This is a genomic window from Paenibacillus taichungensis (assembly GCF_003287275.1).
GTDB classification, from domain to species: Bacteria; Bacillota; Bacilli; order Paenibacillales; family Paenibacillaceae; genus Paenibacillus; species Paenibacillus taichungensis_A.
Map to the genome: position 1 here is coordinate 341,810 of NZ_QEVW01000006.1, position 21,262 is coordinate 363,071.

At 47.7% G+C, this 21,262-nt stretch carries 18 protein-coding genes; 3 read left to right on the forward strand and 15 right to left on the reverse strand.

The window, feature by feature from the left end:
* Nucleotides 1-24: 24 nt before the first annotated feature.
* The gene (locus tag DC345_RS10720) at nucleotides 25-522 is read right to left on the reverse strand and encodes a DUF6385 domain-containing protein (RefSeq protein WP_113053074.1); all 498 of its coding nucleotides are present in this window, start codon (nucleotides 520-522) and stop codon (nucleotides 25-27) included.
* 232 nt (nucleotides 523-754) lie between these two features.
* Between DC345_RS10720 and DC345_RS10725 the strand changes: the two genes are divergently transcribed.
* Nucleotides 755-1,288, forward strand: a complete 534-nt coding sequence (locus DC345_RS10725; protein ID WP_113053075.1) for a hypothetical protein — start codon at nucleotides 755-757, stop codon at nucleotides 1,286-1,288.
* 33 nt (nucleotides 1,289-1,321) lie between these two features.
* Nucleotides 1,322-1,903, forward strand: a complete 582-nt coding sequence (locus DC345_RS31485) for a hypothetical protein (RefSeq protein WP_146752124.1) — start codon at nucleotides 1,322-1,324, stop codon at nucleotides 1,901-1,903.
* A gap of 99 nt (nucleotides 1,904-2,002) precedes the next feature.
* Here DC345_RS31485 and DC345_RS10735 read toward each other — a convergent pair whose 3' ends face one another.
* The 8 genes from DC345_RS10735 to trhO all read right to left on the reverse strand — a co-directional run bounded on the left by DC345_RS10735 (nucleotide 2,003) and on the right by trhO (nucleotide 10,003).
* Entirely contained in the window at nucleotides 2,003-3,343 is a 1,341-nt protein-coding gene (locus DC345_RS10735; protein WP_113053077.1) for an MFS transporter, read from the reverse strand.
* 72 nt (nucleotides 3,344-3,415) lie between these two features.
* Complete coding sequence (locus tag DC345_RS10740; protein WP_113053078.1) at nucleotides 3,416-4,594, reverse strand: winged helix-turn-helix domain-containing protein; 1,179 nt, start codon at nucleotides 4,592-4,594, stop codon at nucleotides 3,416-3,418.
* A 148-nt stretch (nucleotides 4,595-4,742) separates the two neighbouring features.
* On the reverse strand, nucleotides 4,743-5,537 hold the full coding sequence (locus tag DC345_RS10745; protein WP_063567603.1) for an ABC transporter ATP-binding protein: 795 nt from the start codon (nucleotides 5,535-5,537) through the stop codon (nucleotides 4,743-4,745).
* A gap of 2 nt (nucleotides 5,538-5,539) precedes the next feature.
* Entirely contained in the window at nucleotides 5,540-6,400 is an 861-nt protein-coding gene (locus DC345_RS10750; RefSeq protein ID WP_064642035.1) for an ABC transporter permease, read from the reverse strand.
* A 150-nt stretch (nucleotides 6,401-6,550) separates the two neighbouring features.
* The gene (locus tag DC345_RS10755) at nucleotides 6,551-7,600 is read right to left on the reverse strand and encodes an ABC transporter substrate-binding protein (RefSeq protein ID WP_113053079.1); all 1,050 of its coding nucleotides are present in this window, start codon (nucleotides 7,598-7,600) and stop codon (nucleotides 6,551-6,553) included.
* Nucleotides 7,601-7,954: 354 nt separating this feature from the next.
* Nucleotides 7,955-8,263: a hypothetical protein gene (locus tag DC345_RS10760; RefSeq protein ID WP_113053080.1), complete on the reverse strand. Its 309-nt coding sequence runs from the start codon at nucleotides 8,261-8,263 to the stop codon at nucleotides 7,955-7,957.
* A gap of 191 nt (nucleotides 8,264-8,454) precedes the next feature.
* Complete coding sequence (locus DC345_RS10765; protein WP_113053349.1) at nucleotides 8,455-9,093, reverse strand: helix-turn-helix transcriptional regulator; 639 nt, start codon at nucleotides 9,091-9,093, stop codon at nucleotides 8,455-8,457.
* 22 nt (nucleotides 9,094-9,115) lie between these two features.
* Nucleotides 9,116-10,003, reverse strand: a complete 888-nt coding sequence (gene trhO, locus DC345_RS10770) for an oxygen-dependent tRNA uridine(34) hydroxylase TrhO (protein WP_113053081.1) — start codon at nucleotides 10,001-10,003, stop codon at nucleotides 9,116-9,118.
* 415 nt (nucleotides 10,004-10,418) lie between these two features.
* Between trhO and DC345_RS10775 the strand changes: the two genes are divergently transcribed.
* Entirely contained in the window at nucleotides 10,419-13,616 is a 3,198-nt protein-coding gene (locus tag DC345_RS10775; RefSeq protein WP_113053082.1) for an InlB B-repeat-containing protein, read from the forward strand.
* Between the two features lie 88 nt (nucleotides 13,617-13,704).
* On the opposite strand, the gene DC345_RS10780 is transcribed toward DC345_RS10775, so the two are convergent.
* The 6 genes from DC345_RS10780 to DC345_RS10805 form a co-directional block, all read right to left on the reverse strand.
* Nucleotides 13,705-15,129, reverse strand: a complete 1,425-nt coding sequence (locus DC345_RS10780; RefSeq protein WP_258530614.1) for a YfcC family protein — start codon at nucleotides 15,127-15,129, stop codon at nucleotides 13,705-13,707.
* Nucleotides 15,130-15,133: 4 nt separating this feature from the next.
* Entirely contained in the window at nucleotides 15,134-16,306 is a 1,173-nt protein-coding gene (locus DC345_RS10785) for a M20 family metallopeptidase (RefSeq protein ID WP_258530615.1), read from the reverse strand.
* Between the two features lie 396 nt (nucleotides 16,307-16,702).
* The gene (locus DC345_RS10790) at nucleotides 16,703-17,611 is read right to left on the reverse strand and encodes a LysR family transcriptional regulator (protein WP_113053085.1); all 909 of its coding nucleotides are present in this window, start codon (nucleotides 17,609-17,611) and stop codon (nucleotides 16,703-16,705) included.
* A 147-nt stretch (nucleotides 17,612-17,758) separates the two neighbouring features.
* Complete coding sequence (locus DC345_RS10795; protein WP_113053086.1) at nucleotides 17,759-18,862, reverse strand: hypothetical protein; 1,104 nt, start codon at nucleotides 18,860-18,862, stop codon at nucleotides 17,759-17,761.
* A 58-nt stretch (nucleotides 18,863-18,920) separates the two neighbouring features.
* Entirely contained in the window at nucleotides 18,921-20,426 is a 1,506-nt protein-coding gene (locus tag DC345_RS10800; protein ID WP_113053087.1) for a sensor histidine kinase, read from the reverse strand.
* On the reverse strand, nucleotides 20,423-21,133 hold the full coding sequence (locus DC345_RS10805) for a response regulator transcription factor (protein ID WP_113053088.1): 711 nt from the start codon (nucleotides 21,131-21,133) through the stop codon (nucleotides 20,423-20,425). Before DC345_RS10805 ends, DC345_RS10800 begins: the two co-directional genes overlap by 4 nt.
* Between the last annotated feature and the right edge of the window lie 129 nt (nucleotides 21,134-21,262).

Sequence of the window (21,262 nt, forward strand, 5' to 3'; positions counted from 1 at the left end):
TCAAATCGGTTGTATTCCACGTTCTTACGGCATACGCTGCGCCTGAAAATAAACATCGAGCCGGGTTGGCTGATCCGGTTCAACCGATTGGATAACCAGCCGGGTATAACGCAGAAATCGTTGCGGTACCAGCGCTTTGGTCTGACCTCCGGCAATCACTTCCTGGCTGTCCACAGCATAGTCTCTGGCATTGGGGCTGATCTGAATCTGCACAAGAGCCGGATTTTCACCCCGATTTACAATGCCATAGGTGTACATGCTGAGTGATGAGGTGTCTTGAGCCGGAAGAGAATTCATACTACCGTTTGTCTCGGCTCCGACATACGTATGCTCTGTAAAACAGTGAGTAGCACCAGGGAGTGTCGTACGTGAGGAACCACCCTGCTTGAACCGGGGACGAGTAATCCGGGAACAAGGAGGTTTCAGCAATTTAGCGCGGCAGGAACGACGGGATTGGCGACGGCTGACATATTTAGTTGTTTGGTTCGTTTTCTTCTTGCTACGCTTCGCTGTTCGACTCATATCGATTTCCCCTTAAAAAATGTGCTTCCGCATCGTATGCCTGCATGTAAAATACGGGCACGGCATACGCCGTTATTTGAGGATTTACTGTGTATATCCCAAACCCTTATCTTCTGCCCTACATATACTGCAAGTACAACCTCTTTACGTTCCTATTTCAAACTTTCATAGAAGCACACCATTCCAAAAATCGCTTTGGTTATCTTATTCAGGCAGATTGGAGGTGGATTATATGACCAATTCCAATGTTTTCAACCCAGCCAATAGTCCCTTATATACTCAGCTGACCAATACATTCTCCGCCCCCGGCATTGAGTCCACGCCAGAGGGAGGAGCGGCGGCGGCGGGCAGTTCCTTTATACTGACAACTGGCAGTGTCAGCGTAGGTTCCGGACTAAATCTCCTGTTACAGGTAGTAAATGCAACTGGCAGCGGGCGCACACTTTACGTTTCCCGGATCAATGGAGGCACAACAGCAGCTGCAACGCTCATTGTATACTCTGGTGGTACCATAACGGGTGGCACTACGCCTGCACCAGTCAATACACATTTAGGTAATGCCAATGCGAGTGTGATGACAACAAGACAAAATACGGGAACGTTAACGGGGACATTAACAAGCCTGATCAGCATCCCCCTTACGGCAGGCATTTATATGTTAAACCTGAACGGCTCGATCATCGTCCCTCCAGGACAGACACTATCTATCAGTGCGGGAACGGGATCCCAAACCGCCTCAATAAATCTTTCCTGGTGGGAATTCTGATTTGTATATTGAAGAAAGGGCGGTGTATGTACAATGCCGAATAATAACGTATTCAACCCGCAGAATAGCCCCGTCTATACTTCCATTACGAATACGTTTACCTCACCCGGTATTGTCGCTCCGCCTGAGACGAATGCCGGCAGCACGGGAAACCTGTACAATGCAGGCTCAACCAACTCCACGACATTGGGATTGCTGGGTGGAAGTGTTATTGCCACTGTACAACTGAGCAACCCCTCCGGGAGCGGTAAAACTGTATATATATCACGGCTTTCCGGCGGAATCACGGTCGCGCTCAACTTACTTTCTTCCTTCAGCGGCAGTATGAGCCTGAGCACAAACGGGACGATAACATCACCAACCACACTCACACCCGTAAACAATAATTTAGCAAGCAGTAACACCAGCATTGCAACGGTCCGTTTCTCCACCGCTGCTCCCACAGGTGCCACAACCTTGATCGCCATGCCCTTACAGGTAGGTCCCTTTCTGTCCAATGAGCTAGGACGTTACGTGGTTCCTCCCGGTCAATCCATTAACCTGTCGATGAGCGGTTCACTCTCAGTTGGGGGGCTGATGGCCTCAACCTCCTATTTCTCTTGGTGGGAAGTATGATGTACTGCCCTATTAGATGGAAATAGCCGCTAACGGATATGTCCGTAGCGGCTGTTTATTGTTTATCTTTTTATCTTCTTTTCATCGTAACGATGGCAATTATGGCTGTTTGACTGATTCCTGCCCAAGTTCTCCAGTCGACTTTATCGGATGAGGTTGTTTCCCTACCCATAAGATTCGTTGCAGCAGCATGCCTGCCAAACCAATAGCCAGTGTTGCCATCCCGATATATTGAAATGTGGGACTCGGTCCCACACTCCGAATCAAGGCGCCGCCAGCAAGTGGAGCAACGACCAGCACGACACTGGAAAGTGAGTTTTGAATACCGAATACACGGCCCACATAGGCAGGCGGAGTTTCTTTTTGCAGCAAGTAATTCAATGTCACCATGAACAGACCATTGCCCACTCCGATGCATAAGCCCCAGATGATGATCCAGAACTCGGATGTTTGAGAACTGACCCAACCAAGCGCAGCAATTCCGGCACCAATCAACAAATATCCTCCACCCAATCCCCAGCCATATCCAATTCGCGGAAGGCGATTCAACAGTAGAATGATCACAACCGCACCTGCTCCGGCGGATGATCCCAACCAGCCGATCAAAGCTTCGTTACCTGGCTTGATCTCTCGAAATAGCGTCGTAAACTGGTAATCGATCATGAGGATCGCCATTAATCCAAAGCAACCAAATAGAATCGTACTCAGAAGGGTGCGGCTGTTCTGGATAAACCGCCATCCCTTCTGCCATTGGCTGAATAGGGATTCCTCTCCCTCTCCCGTTTCCAAAGGACTTTCGCCCGATGCAGACGGTTCTGAGTTCTCTGTTAGACGCCGTAAAGGCCATAATACGGTTCCCGACAACAAACGTGTACAAGCATTGATTAAAATACAGACTTGCGGTGAAAATACGGCCACAATGACTGCCCCCAGCAGCGGTCCCGCAACTTTGGAGCATTGGTTCACAAAACCGTTCAGGGATGAAGCCTGAAATAAATGCTCCTCTGCTACTACTTGGCGTGTTAGCGCCTGCTGGGCTGGCACATGGAATACCCCCATCATGGCCCGTAAAGCAAGCAGCGGCAATAACCATGCCGCACTTGGCGCAAACAGAATTCCTATCGTTAGCAGAACGGTGATTACATCACATATCATCATGATTTTCACCTTGTGCAGCCGATCCGCCAACGCTCCTGCAACAGAACCCAGCAAGATACCCGGAACAGCCATACATACCGGAATAAGAGCAATGATCAGCGGATCAGCACCCCAACGATAAGCAACCATAATTTGGATGGCGAGCGCGTCAAACCAATCTCCAAAGGTAGCGAGCGAATATGCAATAAACATCCGCATGAAGCGAAAGTTGGCCCATAGGCTTTTGGATGAGCTATTGGACGAAATGGATGATGGATTGGGTTCATTTGAAATGACGGTCATACGTTATACTTCCTCCCCTGATTACAGCCTTGCTGCTGGCTTATATGTTCCTTGGCTGTAATCATAAGGGTGTTATATCAGAGGAAGATCAGAGGATGGAGCAAACGGGGATAAAAATATGCGGATTTCATCCACAATTTGCTGTCCATAAACAGGTACGCCGTAACTTTTGGAGATATCCGCATAAACTTGACCGTATTTTGTGCGAAGACGCCCCTCTATGCGGTGGTGTGCCATGAACAACAATATCTGGTAGGCCGAATTCAGATATAGCGGCGCGTTCAATGTCATTTTCAATACGTCCAGACCATCGTCCATTCTTGGCTCTGCCTCTCGGGTTCTCCCCTGTCGGAGCAGCCATAAGCCTTCCATCACTTGAAAGCGTCCGATTTCCCGCAAGTATGGCGCATCTTTCAACCCGGAACGCAGGACAGCCATCTGATTCTCTACCGCTTCGCCGCTACCACCCCATAGTTCCACATACAACTCTGAGAGCTTTACCGGAAGTCTGAAGTGGACCAGTTCATCTTTTTCCATCACATGATACGTTTCAATAAGTCGAGCTTTGGCTCGTTCATATTGGCCCACCTCTGCGTAGACTTCAACAATGTTCAGAATACGAAGTTCACGAAGCTGTTCGGCAGACAAAGCCGATGAATTTAGAGCCTTTTCGTATAAGGGCAGACTCTGTGATGGTTCAATCAAGGTATGTGTAAAAATTAGCAGCCAATACAAACGTTCCTCGAAGGGAATTTCCGTCGTTGTAATCAGCCACTCCAGATCTCCCTGAATAAAGTGGATATACAACTGATAAAATGGATCAATCTCAATGCCCAGCGCTTCTTGCTGATCCAGCAGCGCAAGCATCGATTTCCCCTGCCCATACAGATGATATTTGCGGAACAATCCATGAATCACTTCTCGCATCTCCTGATCTTGGGCAGAAGGGTTAGAAGGCAATATCGCAACATTCGATCGGACGATAAGCCGGTAACCATAACCACGCACGGTCTCCAGTGCAATTTCTTCCCAACGTTTCAGTTTCTTGCGCAGTCGATACACATGGTCGTCCACGGTGCGTTCAACGGGATATTCCAATGGCCATACCCGGTCCAGCAATTGGCTGCGAGTAAAGGCTTTTTCCTTGTTCCCATACAAAAAATGCAGCAGCGCAAATTCCTTCGCCAGCAGGCGAATGGAATCGGAACGCCGGGTTACAGTGTATGTTCCTTCATCGAATAGTAACAACATGCTCGCCCCTCCTACTCCTATGTATGCTTACTAATTGTGATCCTTATTCTGTTCAACATACCACAAAAACCCTTTGCGAGAACGCAAAAGGTTTTTTTGTAATGAGATGTACTGGCTCTCTTCGGTAATCGCAAGGTGCTCCCTGGATTTAACCCAGCACCACACGATCATCGGCCATTTTTTTACCACTGATACGTTCAAACTCACCCAATAACTCAGGTACGGTCAGCGTGCGCTTGCGCTCTTCACTAACGTCCAGAATAATCCGGCCTTTGTCCATCATAATTAGACGATTGCCCAAACGTATGGCCTGCTCCATATTGTGTGTGACCATCAACGTTGTAAGTCTCATCTCACGTACTAGCGTCTCTGTCAGCTCTGTGATCAGCTCCGCACGAGAAGGATCAAGCGCAGCCGTATGCTCGTCCAGCAGCAAAATCTGCGGCTGGGTGAATGTTGCCATCAGCAGGCTGAGCGCCTGGCGTTCACCGCCGGATAAAAGGCCCACTTTGGCATTGGGACGTTTGTCGAGCCCAATACCGAGCTTCTCCAACTGGGCGTTGAAAATCTCCCGTCTTGCACGTGTAACTCCAAAGCCTAGTCCGCGGCCCTTGCCACGTTTGTACGCCATCGCCATATTCTCCTCAATGGACATATGCGGTGCTGTACCCGCCATTGGGTCCTGAAACACTCGCCCAATCCAACTGCTGCGTTTATGCTCAGGCAGGCTTTTGATGGAACGGTCATTGATCAGCACATCGCCCATATCTGGCTTCATGACGCCTGAGATAATATTCATCAATGTTGATTTCCCCGCGCCATTACTGCCAATCACGGTCACAAAATCTCCCGGATTCATCGTCAGGTTTACGCCAACCAGTGCAGTCTTCTCGTCCGTCGTTCCAGGATTAAACAGTTTGGTCACTTGTGTAATCTCAAGCATAATCACATGCCTCCCTTCGCCTGTTGGCTCGACGAGCCCATAAGCTCTTCGGTTCGTTTGCGAGCCAGACTTTTCTGCTTCATGGAGCGCTGCATGGTTGGGAAAACAAGTGCGATAATAACGATTACCGCTGTGATCAGCTTCAGATCGGATGTATCGAACCATTCGACCTGGAGTGCGATCGCAACCACAATCCGGTAAATAATTGAACCGACCACGGCCGCAAGTGTGGCCCAGAAAACAGTTCTTGCACCAAGAATCGCTTCCCCGATAATAACGGAGGCCAGTCCGATGACGATCATCCCGATGCCCATCGTAATGTCTGCAAAACCGGATTGCTGTGCAATAAAGGCTCCAGACAGCGCAACAAGTCCGTTGGACAAACTGACACCAACAATAGTGGTCACATCCGTATTCGCGCCAAAGCTGCGAATCATGCGTTTGTTGTCACCTGTGGCTCGCAGTGCCAGTCCAATATCTGTTTTCATAAACAGATCCAGCATGATTTTGAATACCAGCACAACTACGATAATAATGATCATGACATGTTCACCCGAGAACGGGTTGTCCATGCCCATAATGGATTTGTTCGGTGCGCCTAGAATACGCATATTAATCGAATACAAGGCAATCATCATCAGAATACCGGATAACAGCCCGTTAATTTTTCCTTTGGTGTGCAGCAGACCTGTACAGGCGCCAGCCACCATTCCTCCAGCCATTGCTGCCAAGCAAGCGAGCCAAGGAGAGAAGTCGTTGGATATCATGACCGCCGCGATTGCGCCTCCTGTTGTAAAACTTCCGTCTACGGTGAGATCGGGGAAGTCCAGTATGCGGAATGTAATATATACACCCAATGCCATCAGTGCATACAACAATCCAAGCTCGATTGCCCCTTCAATTGAACCCCAAGTCAAATTCACATTGCTTCCTCCCTGTCTATCAAAAAGAATGAGGCGAACCCGCCTGCACGTCCGCCTCGCATCCGTACTGCCGGAGGATCTCCGGTCACATTATTGAATAATGTTGTTATCTTGGTCCTTCACTTCTGCTTTCATCTCATCGGTTACAGTGATACCTTGAGCTTCAGCCGCTTTCAGGTTCAGAATCAGGTCCAGCTTGTCCGGCACGGTGACTTTTAAGTCGCCCGGTTTCGACCCATTTTTCAAAATGTCCGCAGCCATTTCACCAACTTGGTATCCATGATCATAGTATTTGAAGCCAACGGTTGCGAAAGCCCCTTTTTCCACGGTATCCCGGTCACTGGAGAAGAACGGAATTTTATTTTTATTCGCTGTCTGAATAATTGTATCCACTGCGCTAACCACCGAGTTATCCAGCGTGATATAGAAGGCATCCACTTTGCCAACCAGGGAATCGGTCGCCTGTTTTACTTCGGATGTATTCGTAACTGGTGCTTTGATTAGCTTGATATTATGTGTTGCCAGCGCTTTTTCTGCATTGTTCGCCATCACAACAGCATTTGGTTCGCCCTCGTTAATAACCAGACCTACCGTCTTCACATCCGGTAAATTTTTGGCGATAAAATCAGCCAATTGCACGATTGCCTCCGGGTTCGTATCCGATGCACCTGTTACGTTACCGCCTGGCTTGTCCATGTCACTCACCAGTTTGGCACCCAGTGGATCTGTCACTGCCGCGAAAAGCAATGGCTTGTCCTTTACTTGTTGAGCCAGGGCCAGTGCGGATGGTGTTGCAATCCCTAGGACCAGATCATTTTTGGAATCCCCGGCAATCTTCTGGGCAATGGACAGATTGTTCGTTGAATCCCCTTGCGCGTTATTGTAGTCAATCGTCAGATTCTTGTTCTCTTCAAGACCAGCATCCTTCAGCGCTGCAATAAATCCTTCACGTGTGGCATCCAGCGATGGATGCTCGACGATTTGTGAGATCGCGATGCGATACGATTTTTCTGCCGTACCTTCACCTGTTGTGCTGCCTGATCCCTCGGTCGTTGTGCTACCGCCGCTGTTATTTCCGCAACCAGCCGCTACGATCATAGATGTAACCATCATCAGAGACATAAACCATTTCTTTTTCATGTGTGAGAACCCCTCTCCATCTTCTAAAATGTTGATGCCCTCATCGTTATCCAAGTGACACGATAAGGCGGGACAAAACGAACGCTTCAACGCATTGTTGCTTTGATCGACAAAAGCAGACAAATATAGACTTTTCTCATGCGACTGAAGTCCATGACTCGTGTTGGTATTTTATTGTTTCCCTAATATTAAGGTGCGACCTGTTTCCCGTCAATGGTTGAACCGCTTCCAATTTGCATTCATTGCAGATACGTGAGAGAAAACATTACATAAAACAAAAAAAGGCCACTGCAATTTGGCAGTGAGGCCTCTGGCTAAGAAAGGATATACAACTGGGTGAAGAGAAAATACATATCATTCTTTTTCTTTTTTCAATTCTTCTAGTTCAGATAATGTTAGCCGGGTAGCTTTGATAATGGTATCTTGATCAAGCCCCAAAGCGAGCATATTGATTGCGATTTTACGTTTGCTCTCTGATTCTCCTTCTTTGATGCCTTCCTCTAGGCCTTTCTTGAGACCTTCTTCTCGTGCACCCTCTATCATGGATGCTTCATCTCGCAAAAATTTCTGACGTGCCTCGTATTGTTGCCGTGCCTGCTCGTCCTGACTCAGAAACTCCAACACACTCATGGCCTTCTTCAAAGCAGGTTCCAGTTCATTCATCATTGTTCACTCCTATGCGCAAAATTAACAGTATATATCTGTTGAATTACCAAACAAATATAAGGATGTAGAATGCACCGGATGTTAATTTAATTATAACACGCATCTATTACTTGATATAACGTTTTTACGTCATTATTCAACAAAAAAAAAGAGACTGTTCCGAGTGATCGAAACAATCTCCATACAAGCTAATTCCCAGCCGCTTCGCGGATCTGGTACGTGCATTTTTTGCCGCCGTCTGCATAACATTCAGTGCGCTCCACATCAGCCTTTAGCAATGAACGGAACAGTTCCAGTTCACAGCGGCAAGCCTGTTTATAGACACTCGCTACCTGAACAATGGGGCAGTTCAGCTCGGTAAGCACATAGGTACCATCTTCTTCCTTGGAGGCATCGGCCATATATCCGTTTGCATTCTGAATGCGCGCGAGTTCCTCAACACGTCCGGCCAGATCCTGACCTTCCATCTGTGGCTGTCCGCTGCGAAGCAGCTTGTCCCGGCGACTCTCGAACAATGCATCCACGACACCGCTGCCCGCTGAATCCGACAGTTCCTCCAGCAGTTCCAGTGTCAGTGATGAATATGATTTTGGGAAAAAGCTATCCCCGCGAACCGTCAAATGGTACACGGCGGATGGACGTCCAGCTGTCGCTCTGGCTTCTCGAACTTCAATCCATCCATCCTGCTCCAGTGCCGTGAGGTGACGGCGAATCGCCATGCCGGTCAGACCAAGCTCAGCTGTCATTTCCCTTGCGGTCATTGTGCCTTGCTGCTTCAGCATGAACAAAATCCGTTCACGCGTCGTTCGTTCCTCTTCGCGCTTCACGATCAGCACCTGCTCTCCCTGCTTATGCGGTTACCGGTGCTGCCTCCCGGCAGGCATCCGAGCAAAAGCGGTTATGCGTCTCTTCGCAATCCTCACAGCTTACATGCTGCAGGTTGCAGGTTGGACAGTTAATATAACGGTCATGTGTCGTTCCACAGTGATAACAGCTGGCAATTACGATATCTTCATCCGTCCGGTTAATCGGCACGGAAATACGCTCATCAAACACATAACATTTGCCATCAAACAAACGGCCTTGTACCTCATCATCCTTGCCATAGGTTACAATTCCACCATCAAGTTGTGCAACGTCCTGGAAACCTTCGTTAATCATGAACCCGGTCAGCTTCTCGCAACGGATGCCACCAGTACAGTAGGTAATGATCTTTTTGTCCTTCATGTCACCCAGGTTCTCCCGAATCCATTCCGGGAACTCGCGGAACGACTCCACATCCGGACGAATCGCACCTCGGAAATGACCAATTTCGTACTCGTAGTCATTACGGCCGTCAATTACAATGACATCCTCCTGTTGAAGATGCTCGTAAAATTCTTTTGGGGATAACCGTTTACCACTAATGACGTTCGGGTCCAATTCTTCGTCCACACGGAACGTAACCAACTCGGCTTTGTGACGAACAAATATTTTTTTGAACGCATGCTCTTCGACATCATCAATCTTGAATACCATATCGCTGAACAGCGGGTTGGCATGCATATCCTTCATGTACTGCTCGGTTTGCTCTGGTGTACCGGATACAGTACCGTTGATGCCTTCTGAGGCAATCAGAATACGTCCTTTTACACCCAGGTCCTTACAGTATTGCAGATGCTCTTGCGTAAACGTTTCAGGGTCTTCAATCTTCACGAACTTATAATATAAAAGCACGCGGTACGCGCTGTTACACATGTGTATCACCTGTTCCTATTCCATGTTGTTATTGGCCGGATCATCCGACAAGACTACAACGTTGCAACCTTGCTCATTAAAAAGAAAATAAACAGCCGTCCGAAACAATGTCTCGAACTGCTGCTTTGAACATTCGACTTTTATTCCTGCATTCTAGTTTATCGGAAGCGGAATAGCTTAGTCAATATAAATGTATAGAAAGGAATGAAAGTTATGGAACATTTCAACCATAAATGATATAGCTCTGGAAAATATCTTAATTTATTTTAAATTCGAACGAAAATCATATTCATTTTTGCCTTCGTTTCCATTACACTATGCTCATCATTATATGGCTTATCACTGTGTAACAGGAAAGTACAGTGAGGGAACTAAGCATACAGAAACATATCTATAAGGAAACGGAGATGAGATCGTGAGTTTACCATTATTCAAGAAAGTAGGCCTCCTATGGCTTGTGTTCCTGATCGTATTAAGTGGCATATGGAATATTTCCAGCGTAGTACAGCCGGCGCATGCCGCAGCAGCACAGCCCTATCTTGGTGAAATTAAATTATTACCTTACAGGTCAGCCCCCCAAGGATGGATGCCTGCAGACGGAAGGTTGCTCTCTTTAACCCAAAATACAGCACTTTACTCCTTGATAGGAAATAATTACGGCGGTGATGGAAAATCAAATTTTGCATTGCCTGACCTTACCAATGCTGCACCCGAAGGTCTTCGCTACTTTGTAGCCACGAATGGCATTTATCCTCCTCGAGACACAGAAGGCCCCTACAACGAAAATGCTGTGTTAGGCGAGATCCGTCTCTTCCCTTATATCTTCTCCCCTACGGGTTGGTTAACTGCTAACGGGCAGAGCCTTAATACCTCTACATATCCAGATCTATATGAAATGCTGGGTACAACTTACGGAGCAGACAACCTGAACGAGTTCAAATTACCCACCTTGCCTGATATTAATGGTGTTCATTACGCTATATTTGCGCACCCAACCAGACACGCTGAATTCGGTACAGGTAATGAGTATGTAGGCGAGATCATCCCCATGCTGGTTACTCTTCCGACCAACAACTGGACATTGGCTGATGGATCGGCTCTACCTATTAACCAAAACGAGGTCTTATTTAGCTTATTGAACACCAGTTTTGGTGGTAATGGTGTGACTGACTTTAAAGTACCTAAGCTGAACAACAGCCAATCCACTCTGGTATATTACGTTGCTACTACAGGAATATTTCCTAACTTGAGTGGTGATCCATTCCCAGTGGCCGTGGCGGACAACTATACAACCCTGCAAAATAGCATCCTAACCATCTCTTCACCAGGTTTGTTAGCCAATGATAGTTATGCTAATACTGCCTATTTAAAGACCGCTCCGATGAACGGAACAATAGTATTAAATGCTAATGGCTCGTTCACCTACACTCCGAATATCAATTTTACAGGAACAGACAGCTTCTATTATTACGCTTCCTTCATTCAAAGCGGGACGAGTGACTCTGCATTAGTTACCATCACTGTTGAACCGAATTCAAAACCAATAGTAAGCGGCGTAGCTGACGGTGGAATATATAATCAAACAGTCAACCCAACTTTTGATAGCGGTACGGCACTTCTTAATGGTGCAGCATTCACGAGTGGAACTGCAGTTATGGCCGATGGAAGTTATACATTGGTGGTGACCAACGATATTGGCAGTACAACTGTGCAGTTTAATATCGATACGGCAGCTCCTGTTGTGTTGGGTGTCGCCGACAATGGAAAATATGATAACGGCCCAACAATTACCTTTAATGAAGGAACAGCCACTCTGAACGGTTCTCCCTTCAGCAGCGGAGAAACGGTACAATCTGAAGGAGAATATGTACTGATTGTTACCGATAGTGCAAGCAATACCACAAGCATACATTTCAGCTTTTATGCCCCGCGAACGATCAACTTTAATAGTAACGGCGGCTCTGAAGTAACAGAACAAACTGTCTCTTACGGTAACAAGGTAATTGTTCCATCAGATCCAACTAAAGCTGGATACACCTTTGCCGGATGGTATATTGATTCAGCTTTGAGCCAAGTTTTCAATTTCAATAACACCACTGTAACCAACGACCTCACTCTATATGCGAAATGGACGGTTAATGCTTATACCATTAATTTCGAATCTAATGGTGGTACAGCAGTTCCAGATCAGTCGGTCGATTACGGGGAGTTGGTGACAGCACCTACTGATCCTACCAAGGTAGGCCATTCCTTCGCTGGCTGGTATGCCGAGCCTGAACTGGATAAGGCATTTGACTTCAATACTTCGATTGTTCAGGATACCGCATTGTATGCAAAATGGACACCAAACACATATAAGGTAACGTTCAATACACTTGGAGGATCAGCAGTATCCGATGCAGCTGTTGAATACGGAAAGAAACTTCCAGCACCTGCTTCGCCAAGCCGTTCTGGCTATACGTTTGCAGGCTGGTATGCAGATCCCGAGTTGAAAACTCCATTCAACTTTGCTCAAACAGAGATTACAGCCGATCTGACCTTATATGCCAAATGGAAAATTGTCTCCTCGCCGCCATCAGGTGGTAATGGTGGTAACAGTAGCGGTGGTTCCGACAATCAGAATAATAACGGGTCGAGCGGAAATCCTTCGTTACCTAAAACAATGAATTCATCCAATAATGGCCGTTTAACACTTGCAGCGGGGCAAGCAGGGCAAGTGAGCTTGGGCGATGCCATTGCTGTGAATATCCCTGCCGGGGCGATGAACCAGGAATTGAAGATCACTATTGATCAGATTGCAGATTCTTCTGCCTTGCTGGCCAATCAGATTCCACTCAGCCCAATCTATGAGCTGCTCAAGAATGTTCCCCAAAACTTCAGTGTGCCTGTAACATTAACGCTGACATTTGACTCATCCAGGTTGCAGAGCAATCAGCGAGCTGAACTATTTTACTTTAATGAACAAGATAAGGTTTGGCTAGCCGCTGGTAAATCATCCGTGAATGGCAAGCACATTCAGGTGGACGTAGACCATTTCACAAAATTTGCCGTTTTGGTAGTTGAACAAACTAAAGAGCCGGTAGAAATATCATTTAAGGATGTCGAAGGTCACTGGGCCAAAGATGTAATCCAACAGGCTATTCGTATAGGCATCGTCAAAGGATATGTCGATGGATCATTCAAACCGGATGCTTCCATTACGCGTGCAGAATTCACGGTGATGCTGATGAATGCACTTCAAACAGAGTACACGGAAGCGACATTATCTTTTACCGATCGTTCAAACATAGGATCTTGGGCACAGTCTGCTGTAGCGAGTGCCTTACAAGCAGGATTTATTCAAGGAGATTCAAAAGGGGCTTTTCGCCCAAATGAAGCTGTAACTCGTGCAGAGATGGCTGTTATAATCTCCAGAGCCTTGCAATTGAAGGTAGAATCCAGCGCCCACTCAACCTTTGCAGATGATGAACAGATTCCGTTGTGGGCCAAAGCTGCTGTGGCTGGCTTGCAAAAGTCCGGGCTACTGAACGGCAAAGGGCTTAACACTTTTGCTCCTAAAGACAATACTACACGTGCGGAAGCGGTGAACTTATTGCTGAGCATACCAAAATAATAAGCCATAAATAAAAGCCTGCGTTCTGGAAGTACCCTCTCAAAACCGTTTGAGAAGGGCTACCACAGAACACAGGCTATTAGCTTTTTTAAGAATACTGAATGGCATTTGCAATAAGCATAAATACAATACCCATAGCGATCCACATGACCATCAGCGGCCAGAAGAATCTAACCCATTTCTGATACGGAATGCCGGATACCGCAAGACTGCCCATCAAGGCAGAAGACGTTGGCAGAATCATGTTGGTGAACCCGTCTCCGAACTGGAAAGCCAGTACGGCAGTCTGACGGGTAACCCCGAGCAGATCCGATAATGGAACCATAATCGGCATCGTAGTCACAGCCATACCTGTACCCGACGTGATGAACACGTTCATGATATTTTGGAAGAAGTACATACCCAATACCTGCACAGAGGATGGCAGTTCACCAACCATCGTGGACATTCCGTATACTACGGAGTCAATTACGTTACCCTGATCGAGGACAACCATAATTCCCCTTGCCAGACCGATGATAAAGGCACCATAGGCAATACCACTTGCGCCTTTAACAAATTCACTTGCAATGCGACTAGGACCGAACCCGGATACGAGACCAGAGATCACACCCATGCTCAGGAAGAGAGCCGCCAGTTCCTCCATCCACCAGCCTTCTTTGGATACACCCCAGATTAACAGGGCAAAACCAGCTACAATCGTAATGATAGTCAGAACATGTGTGATGCGAATCGTTGGCAGTTTGTTCAGGTCCACCGCAGGTGTATCTGCTGCCTGCTCCTGTTCCAGCTCATGCACCAAACCACGAGTTGGATCAGACTTCACTCTGGACGCGTACCGCATAATATAGATACTTGTCACGGAGATGAGGCACACCAGGATGATCGCGCGCAGCCACATGCCTGAGAAGATCGGTACTTCTGCAATGGCCTGAGCCAGTCCCACATTGAACGGATTGAGCAGTCCCGCGGTAAAACCACACGAGGCCCCCAGCGAGATCATCGCCGTACCTGTTAGAGCGTCATACCCCAGCGCACGCGCGATGGCGATTCCGATCGGTACAAAGACCATGACCTCCGTGGACATACCCATCGTAAATCCACCAACGGAGAACAAGGTGATGAATACCGGGATGACCCATAATCCTTTATTAGCGAACGAACGGGCTACCCTGCCTGTAAGAGCTTCAATCGTTCCCGTGCTCGTAATGATCTGAAATGCCCCACCGATGATGAAAATAAAGAATACAACATCAGCGGAGTCAACCAGTCCGCGAACGATGGACTTGGGGATATCCCACAATCCCGTTGGGTTGGCCTCTACATGGTGGTATGAACCCGGAACGAGCAAGGATTTGCCTGTTGCTTCATCCTTGACCCGATCAAATTCCCCTGCAGGAATAATATAGGTCAGTACAGTAGCTACCAACACCAAAATGAACAAGATGACGAAGGTATGAGGCATTTTGAACCATTTACGCCGTTGTTGTGGTTGTTTTGTTATGTTTTCCAATTCATCATCCCTCGTCCTTCTGTTGTTTCCATGCTTCAAATTCATCACGCACCTGCTGCAATGCTGCCTTGTCTGCGTACAAATCGAACGCCGTCAGTGCAAGTGCCTTTGCCGCACGGTTTAGCTCAATCATGCCTTCCTCTGCTCCGGCAAGCCGGGCAAATTCAGGTGTGTGCGTTGTCGCATCTCCTAACCGAATATACGGATGGATTGCGGCTGTAATTTGGCTTACGTTACCGATATCCGAGGAACCCACACCGCCTGTTTGAGGTGGATCATGCACTTCAATGCCCATATCCTCCAGGTTCTGCTGGAACAGACCCGCCAGAGTTTTGTTGTTATTCCGCTCGGCATAGATCAGGCCTTCTGTAATATCTACCGTAGCCCCAACACCTTCCGCAGCATGGCGCACGACGCGATATACTTTGTCCATGACGATTTTCAGCTCTTCGACGGTCTTCGCCCGAATGATATATACGGCTTCAGCCAGCTCCGGCACCACGTTGGGCGCATCTCCACCCTTGGTAATAATCCCGTTAACCCGAACGTCATCCTTCAAATAAGGACGCAGTGAATTTATTCCCGCGTACGCGTTGACCAGAGCATCCAGTGCACTGATACCTTTCTCAGGGGAAGAGGCAGCATGTGCCTGTTTGCCGTGGAACGTAAAGGTTGCGTCCACACAAGCCAGCGCACCTCTCAGTACCATCGTTTTTTGCTGCGGGTGACACATCATGACGGCATCCATCTCATTGAATACGCCATCGTTCACCATAATGATTTTGCCGCCGCCCTCTTCTTCAGCCGGTGTGCCAAGAACGATAATCCGTCCCGGAAGATCAGGGCAAGCTTCCTTGAGCGCCAGTGCGGCACCTACAGCAGAGGTTCCGATCAGATTGTGTCCGCAGGCATGTCCGATGCGGGGCAGCGCATCATATTCAGCGAGCAGTGCAATCGTGGGTCCGCCTGACTGGCCTTCCCATACAGCACGGAATGAGGTGTCGAGGCCAGAAATGCCTTTTTCCACCTGAAATCCGGCTGCTTCCAGCGGTTCGGTTAACCATTGTTGTGCTTGGACTTCCTGAAAGCTAAGTTCAGGGTTAGCGTGAATGCGCTGGGATAATTCCCGCAAGTCGGGGTCAAGCCGATCTACGGTTTCTTTGATTTTTTGCTTCATAAGAGCAGGGTCAGGATACATATTATTTTGCCGCCTTTCTTCAAATACAGCATTTCTATATTCAATTCAATCGAATAAATATACAATCAGATTGGATATATTGTATGTGTGACCAAGCCATAAGTAAATTCAAAAAAATTAAGGAATAGCCCATAAAAAATTTTATGGACTCGCCTAGATAATAACATATGGATATCATTAGATGTCAGTATAATATTGGTTTATTTACATATTGACCAAGACAGCATCGGTATATATTTTGATCTTATGTACATTCTTCGAACGAATACTCTCTTTGAAAACGATACTGTCCAATAGCGATAAAATCCCTTTTTTGATAAGGGAATATCGGATAATTATGCATAAAGCAAGGCGTTTATTCCGCTCTGTCTTTATCTAACTTCCATCCACAACATGCTGTGTTCCAGCCGTTTTCATCAAGTCAACAAAGCGACCTACCGTTGCCTGTTGCAGCACACTTTCCTTATACACCAACCACGTATTTCGCCGCACTCCCTGTCCATTCTTTCGGATCAATTCCTGTTGATGGAGACCATCCGTAGCAGATACGAAAATACCCGGAATAATGGCATAACCAAGCCCATAACGCACCATTTCCTTGCATGTCTCATAACTGTCCACACGCATCGCTACGGTTGGGGAACATTCATAGCGCTCATACCACCATGTCGCTACTCCTTCCCGGAATGGACTCACAGGAGAACCACCAGTTTTGGACAAGGGCTCCTGAAATGCAATTTGCGGAAGCTCGGGGAGTTCATCCAGATTGATGGGTTCACGTGATACAATACAGACCGGTTCATCATGCAGCAGATGTTTCCCCTCATACCATGAATGCTCCCCCCGGATGACACCTACCTGAATTTCATCCCGCATCAACAGTTCCATAACCTCCACACTCAGAGCGCAGGTCACAGCAAACTGTACCTCAGGGTACAGCTCCTTGAACTGCTTTAACAAGGGAGGAAGCTTGTACAACGAATAATGATTGGCAATCCCGAGGCGCAGCGTTCCTTTGACTTCATTCCGAATGTTCGACAGCTGTTCCTTGACCTGGTTAAGTTCATTGAGCATTTTACGGGCATAGATCGCGAGATGCTCTCCTTCGGGAGTGAACCTGGCGCCTTTTAACGTTTTATCGATAAGTGGCACGCCAAATTCCTTCTCCAACTGCTGCAAACGGTATGTCAAGGCCGGCTGGGTCATAAACATGCGCTCCGCAGCCTTGGTCAGACTGCTTTCTTCGGAAACGCTCAGCAGCAGACGGCAGTCCTTTTCATCCATGATCATGTTCCCCCTTCACTTCTCGTCTCTTCAGTATAACCCAGAAAACCTGCGTTAAAGGTACAGAAAAAGCCCAACTCGATATGAGTCGGGCCCGCCATGCTGATGTACTTCTTCTTTCTCTTCTTATACTTCATCGATGACGATTTACTGCGAAATCGTAATGACCGAGGTGACAAAGTGGTACGATTCATTTTCCTGCACGGCCTGTGACAGCAAAATTCGATTGCCTTCCGGACTCCAGCTCAGCGGATCAGATGCGTTATCCATTTCGGCCGAGATTTGAAACTGCTCCGCGGATTCCGTATTGGAGACGAACAGCCCTTTTTCATCATCACTTTCCGAATTGATTGTATAGGCGATTTTAGAATCGTCACCGGACCAGCTCGTGCCGAAGATCTGCGTGCCTCTGGCAAGCGTGGCTTTTTCATTCCCTTCCAGATCGGTCAGCACCAGCGCCCGTTTGGTATCGGCTGTTTTTTTCACAATCGCCAGTCTTGATCCATCGTTGGACGGAATAACCCTCTCTACACTTTTTAACACCTGCTTCACTTCAGCGGTCTTCGTATCGTAGCTATTCAGCTGTCCGTCCGTGCCTGTGATGTAGTAAATCACATTCCCCGAAACGCTGACACTGCTTACATTGAAGTTTCCCGTCTTGACCAGCGCTTTAGTCGTTCCGTCCACACTTGCAGATACGATATCCCCATTCATGTTTGGAAAAACGACATGCTCCTTATCCAGCCATGCCCCTTCAAAGACAAATCCGTCGTCCTGACCAGCTGGTATCACTTCCCCGTTGTGCAGGTTCAGAATGAAGCCTTTGCCGGTCGATTCCTCTGGTTCTCTGTAGAAAATATACTGACTATCCGGGGAAACAAGTGGTGATCCCAGATTCACTTCACTTTCCTTCACGGGTGTATCTGTGCCCTTCGTAAGATCGTACATGTATAAGTTATGCGGGTAACGTTTCTCACCCTCAACCGTGACTGGCTTCATGGACTCGTTTACTTTATCCGACAAAATCCAGTCATTGCTTAGCCACGCTACCCCGCGCATATTGGATAGTTTATCGATTTTCTCCAGCTTAAAGCTCTGGTATACCGATGTATTTGTATTGTCCTTCACCGTAATATCCGTGCCGGATTTCCCGTTTTGTGTATCCCCTGGTTTCGTTGTTCCCCCGCATGCTGTTGCCGATAATAGGACGATTGCCCCGAGCGTGCCCATAGCCGCCTGTTTCCAATTCATCATGGTCCCTCCTGAGTGCTTTCTATAGACCAAGCATACACATCGCATACTTCCAAAGTTATTCAGACTTGTTTCCAACTTGTAAACTTGAATGCGCCAAAGGGAAAACAAGCTGGAACGTCGTTCCTTCCCCATGTTTCGGATCGCCCGGCAACAAAGAGATTGTGCCGCCCTGCTTCTCTACAAATTGCTTGACGAGTGATAGTCCCAGCCCGGTTCCCCCAGTTTTTCTGGCCCTGTCTTTGTTGACGGTGTAAAAGGGTTCAAAGATTTTCTCGCGCGCCTCGTCCGGAATGGGCGTACCCGAGTTGAAGATGCGAATCACCGCTTGTCGCTCCTGCATTCGCAATTCATTACTTACCCGGATGACGCCTCCCGGCACATTATATTTGATCGCATTATCCAACAGATTGATGAAAATATGCATCAGGCTCTCCCGATCGCTGCGGATCACCGCAGGCAGTAACGCCAGCTCCATGTTCAGCGTAAACTTCTCCGCTTTGCCCCGCATCCGGCCACAGGCATCCTCCAGCAAAGCTCGCACCTCCACGTCTTCTGCCTGATTCTCAAAATCATATTTCTCCAGGGCAGACAAATGTAATACCTTCTCAACCATCTCGTACAACCGCTCGGTCTCCTTGCCAATATTGCCTGTGGCATCGTCCAGCAATTGTGGATCATCCTTATACATGTCCAGCAGCTCTACATATGCCTTAATCGACGTAAGTGGCGTCTTGAACTCATGGCTGATGTTGCCAATATATTGTTTCTGCTGCTGCTCCAAGGCTTGGAGCTTCTCGATGGCAAGCTGAAGTTTCTGCTGTTCCGCATGCATGGCTTCAATATTTTGCTGAATCGATGTGCTCATGTAATAAATGCCTTGTCCCAGCTCGCCCAATTCATCCTTGCGTCTCACCGGTGATTCGGTAATATAATGTCCTTCACGAATGGAATCGGCAGACTTCTTCAAGCGAGTTATGGCAACTGCAAAACGATTGTAGAAGAGATAGCCCAGAATGAAGCTTAGTCCAACAACCGCAATCCCCGCCCACATAAACAATTGAAGGATACGGGCATAGAATTCATGATAGCTCTGAACCGGATACTGCATGCGCACAACCCCCATCTGTCCATCCGGTCCGTCGAGCGGTGCCATATATAGCAGGGTATCCCCCTGTTCGTGATAAGCAATTTTATTTTGCAGCGCATAGTTCAGCGTCGCTGAGATATCTGCACTCTCCTCAGACATGATCGATGAACCTACCTGTTGTCCCTTCATATCATAAAGCGCAATGGGCAGACCTGTGGAGCTTGCAAGCTCCTGAGCCAGCCTGCGGCCATTTTGCTGCAAGAAAACCTCCTGCTCCAGACGAACGGACTCGGTATAGTAAGACTGCCGCACATTCAGATTCACCAGACGCGTCTGCTGGGACAGAATGGTCTCAATCTGCGTCTGCTGGTTGCGCTCAATACCTCGCAATACCAAGGAGCTGAGCACAACAACGGTCAGGATGAGCAATGCGGCCAGAAAAACGCTGAATTTCAGCTTGATGCTGACTCTCATACCAAGCCGCCCGGTTCAGAGGCTGATGCCTTATAGCCAATGCCATATACCGTTTGCAATTTTTGCTGATCGGTATCACCGATTTTTTTGCGCAGCCGCTGAATATGAATATCCACCGTGCGTGTACCCCCAGCATATTCCATGCCCCACACCCGGTCCAGCAGATCATCCCGCGTGTATACACGCTCAGGATTGGACATTAGAATGGTCAGCAAATCGAACTCTTTTGGTGTCAAATCCAGCTTCTCCTCATTCACCGTCACAGTGCGGTGAGCGATATGGATACGTAGTGTTCCATTGACGATAGCCTGATTCTTCTGGTCTTCAGGAGACGGGCTGCTTTTCTCCACGCGGCGCAGCAGTGCCTTTACCCGGGCGAGCAGCTCGCGGATTTCAAACGGTTTGGTCATATAATCATCCGCGCCCATTTCCAGGCCGACGATCTTATCCACGATATCATTTTTGACAGTCAGCAAAATAATGCCGATATCCTCCCGGTCCTCCAGCCTGCGGCATACGCCGTATCCGTCCAGCTTGGGCATCATGACGTCCAGAATCATGACCTGCGGATGGAATGAGGCCACCTTGACCAGTGCTTCTTCGCCGTCATTCGCTGTCTCTACTTCATATCCTTCGCGCCGCAGCGCGTAAGCAATGGCACTGACGATGCTTGACTCGTCATCCACAACCAGCACTTTTTTATTCATCAAAATCATCCTCTATATGTGTCATGAGTTATCGTATTCTTTGGATCTATGTTAACAAGGTATCGCCTGATTAGCTATGGAGGACTTTATGATTTGTGAGGAAAGCCAGATAAGACTGTATTCTCTCAG

Bases quoted from the DNA above. Each gene is read 5' to 3' on its own strand.
- DC345_RS10720 (WP_113053074.1), bottom strand. From the start codon at position 522: ATGAGTCGAACAGCGAAGCGTAGCAAGAAGAAAACGAACCAAACAACT.
- DC345_RS10725 (WP_113053075.1), top strand. From the start codon at position 755: ATGACCAATTCCAATGTTTTCAACCCAGCCAATAGTCCCTTATATACT.
- DC345_RS31485 (WP_146752124.1), top strand. From the start codon at position 1,322: ATGCCGAATAATAACGTATTCAACCCGCAGAATAGCCCCGTCTATACT.
- DC345_RS10735 (WP_113053077.1), bottom strand. From the start codon at position 3,343: ATGACCGTCATTTCAAATGAACCCAATCCATCATCCATTTCGTCCAAT.
- DC345_RS10740 (WP_113053078.1), bottom strand. From the start codon at position 4,594: ATGTTGTTACTATTCGATGAAGGAACATACACTGTAACCCGGCGTTCC.
- DC345_RS10745 (WP_063567603.1), bottom strand. From the start codon at position 5,537: ATGCTTGAGATTACACAAGTGACCAAACTGTTTAATCCTGGAACGACG.
- DC345_RS10750 (WP_064642035.1), bottom strand. From the start codon at position 6,400: ATGGCATTGGGTGTATATATTACATTCCGCATACTGGACTTCCCCGAT.
- DC345_RS10755 (WP_113053079.1), bottom strand. From the start codon at position 7,600: ATGAAAAAGAAATGGTTTATGTCTCTGATGATGGTTACATCTATGATC.
- DC345_RS10760 (WP_113053080.1), bottom strand. From the start codon at position 8,263: ATGAATGAACTGGAACCTGCTTTGAAGAAGGCCATGAGTGTGTTGGAG.
- trhO (WP_113053081.1), bottom strand. From the start codon at position 10,003: ATGTGTAACAGCGCGTACCGCGTGCTTTTATATTATAAGTTCGTGAAG.
- DC345_RS10785 (WP_258530615.1), bottom strand. From the start codon at position 16,306: ATGAAGCAAAAAATCAAAGAAACCGTAGATCGGCTTGACCCCGACTTG.
- DC345_RS10790 (WP_113053085.1), bottom strand. From the start codon at position 17,611: ATGGATGAAAAGGACTGCCGTCTGCTGCTGAGCGTTTCCGAAGAAAGC.
- DC345_RS10795 (WP_113053086.1), bottom strand. From the start codon at position 18,862: ATGAATTGGAAACAGGCGGCTATGGGCACGCTCGGGGCAATCGTCCTA.
- DC345_RS10800 (WP_113053087.1), bottom strand. From the start codon at position 20,426: ATGAGAGTCAGCATCAAGCTGAAATTCAGCGTTTTTCTGGCCGCATTG.
- DC345_RS10805 (WP_113053088.1), bottom strand. From the start codon at position 21,133: ATGAATAAAAAAGTGCTGGTTGTGGATGACGAGTCAAGCATCGTCAGT.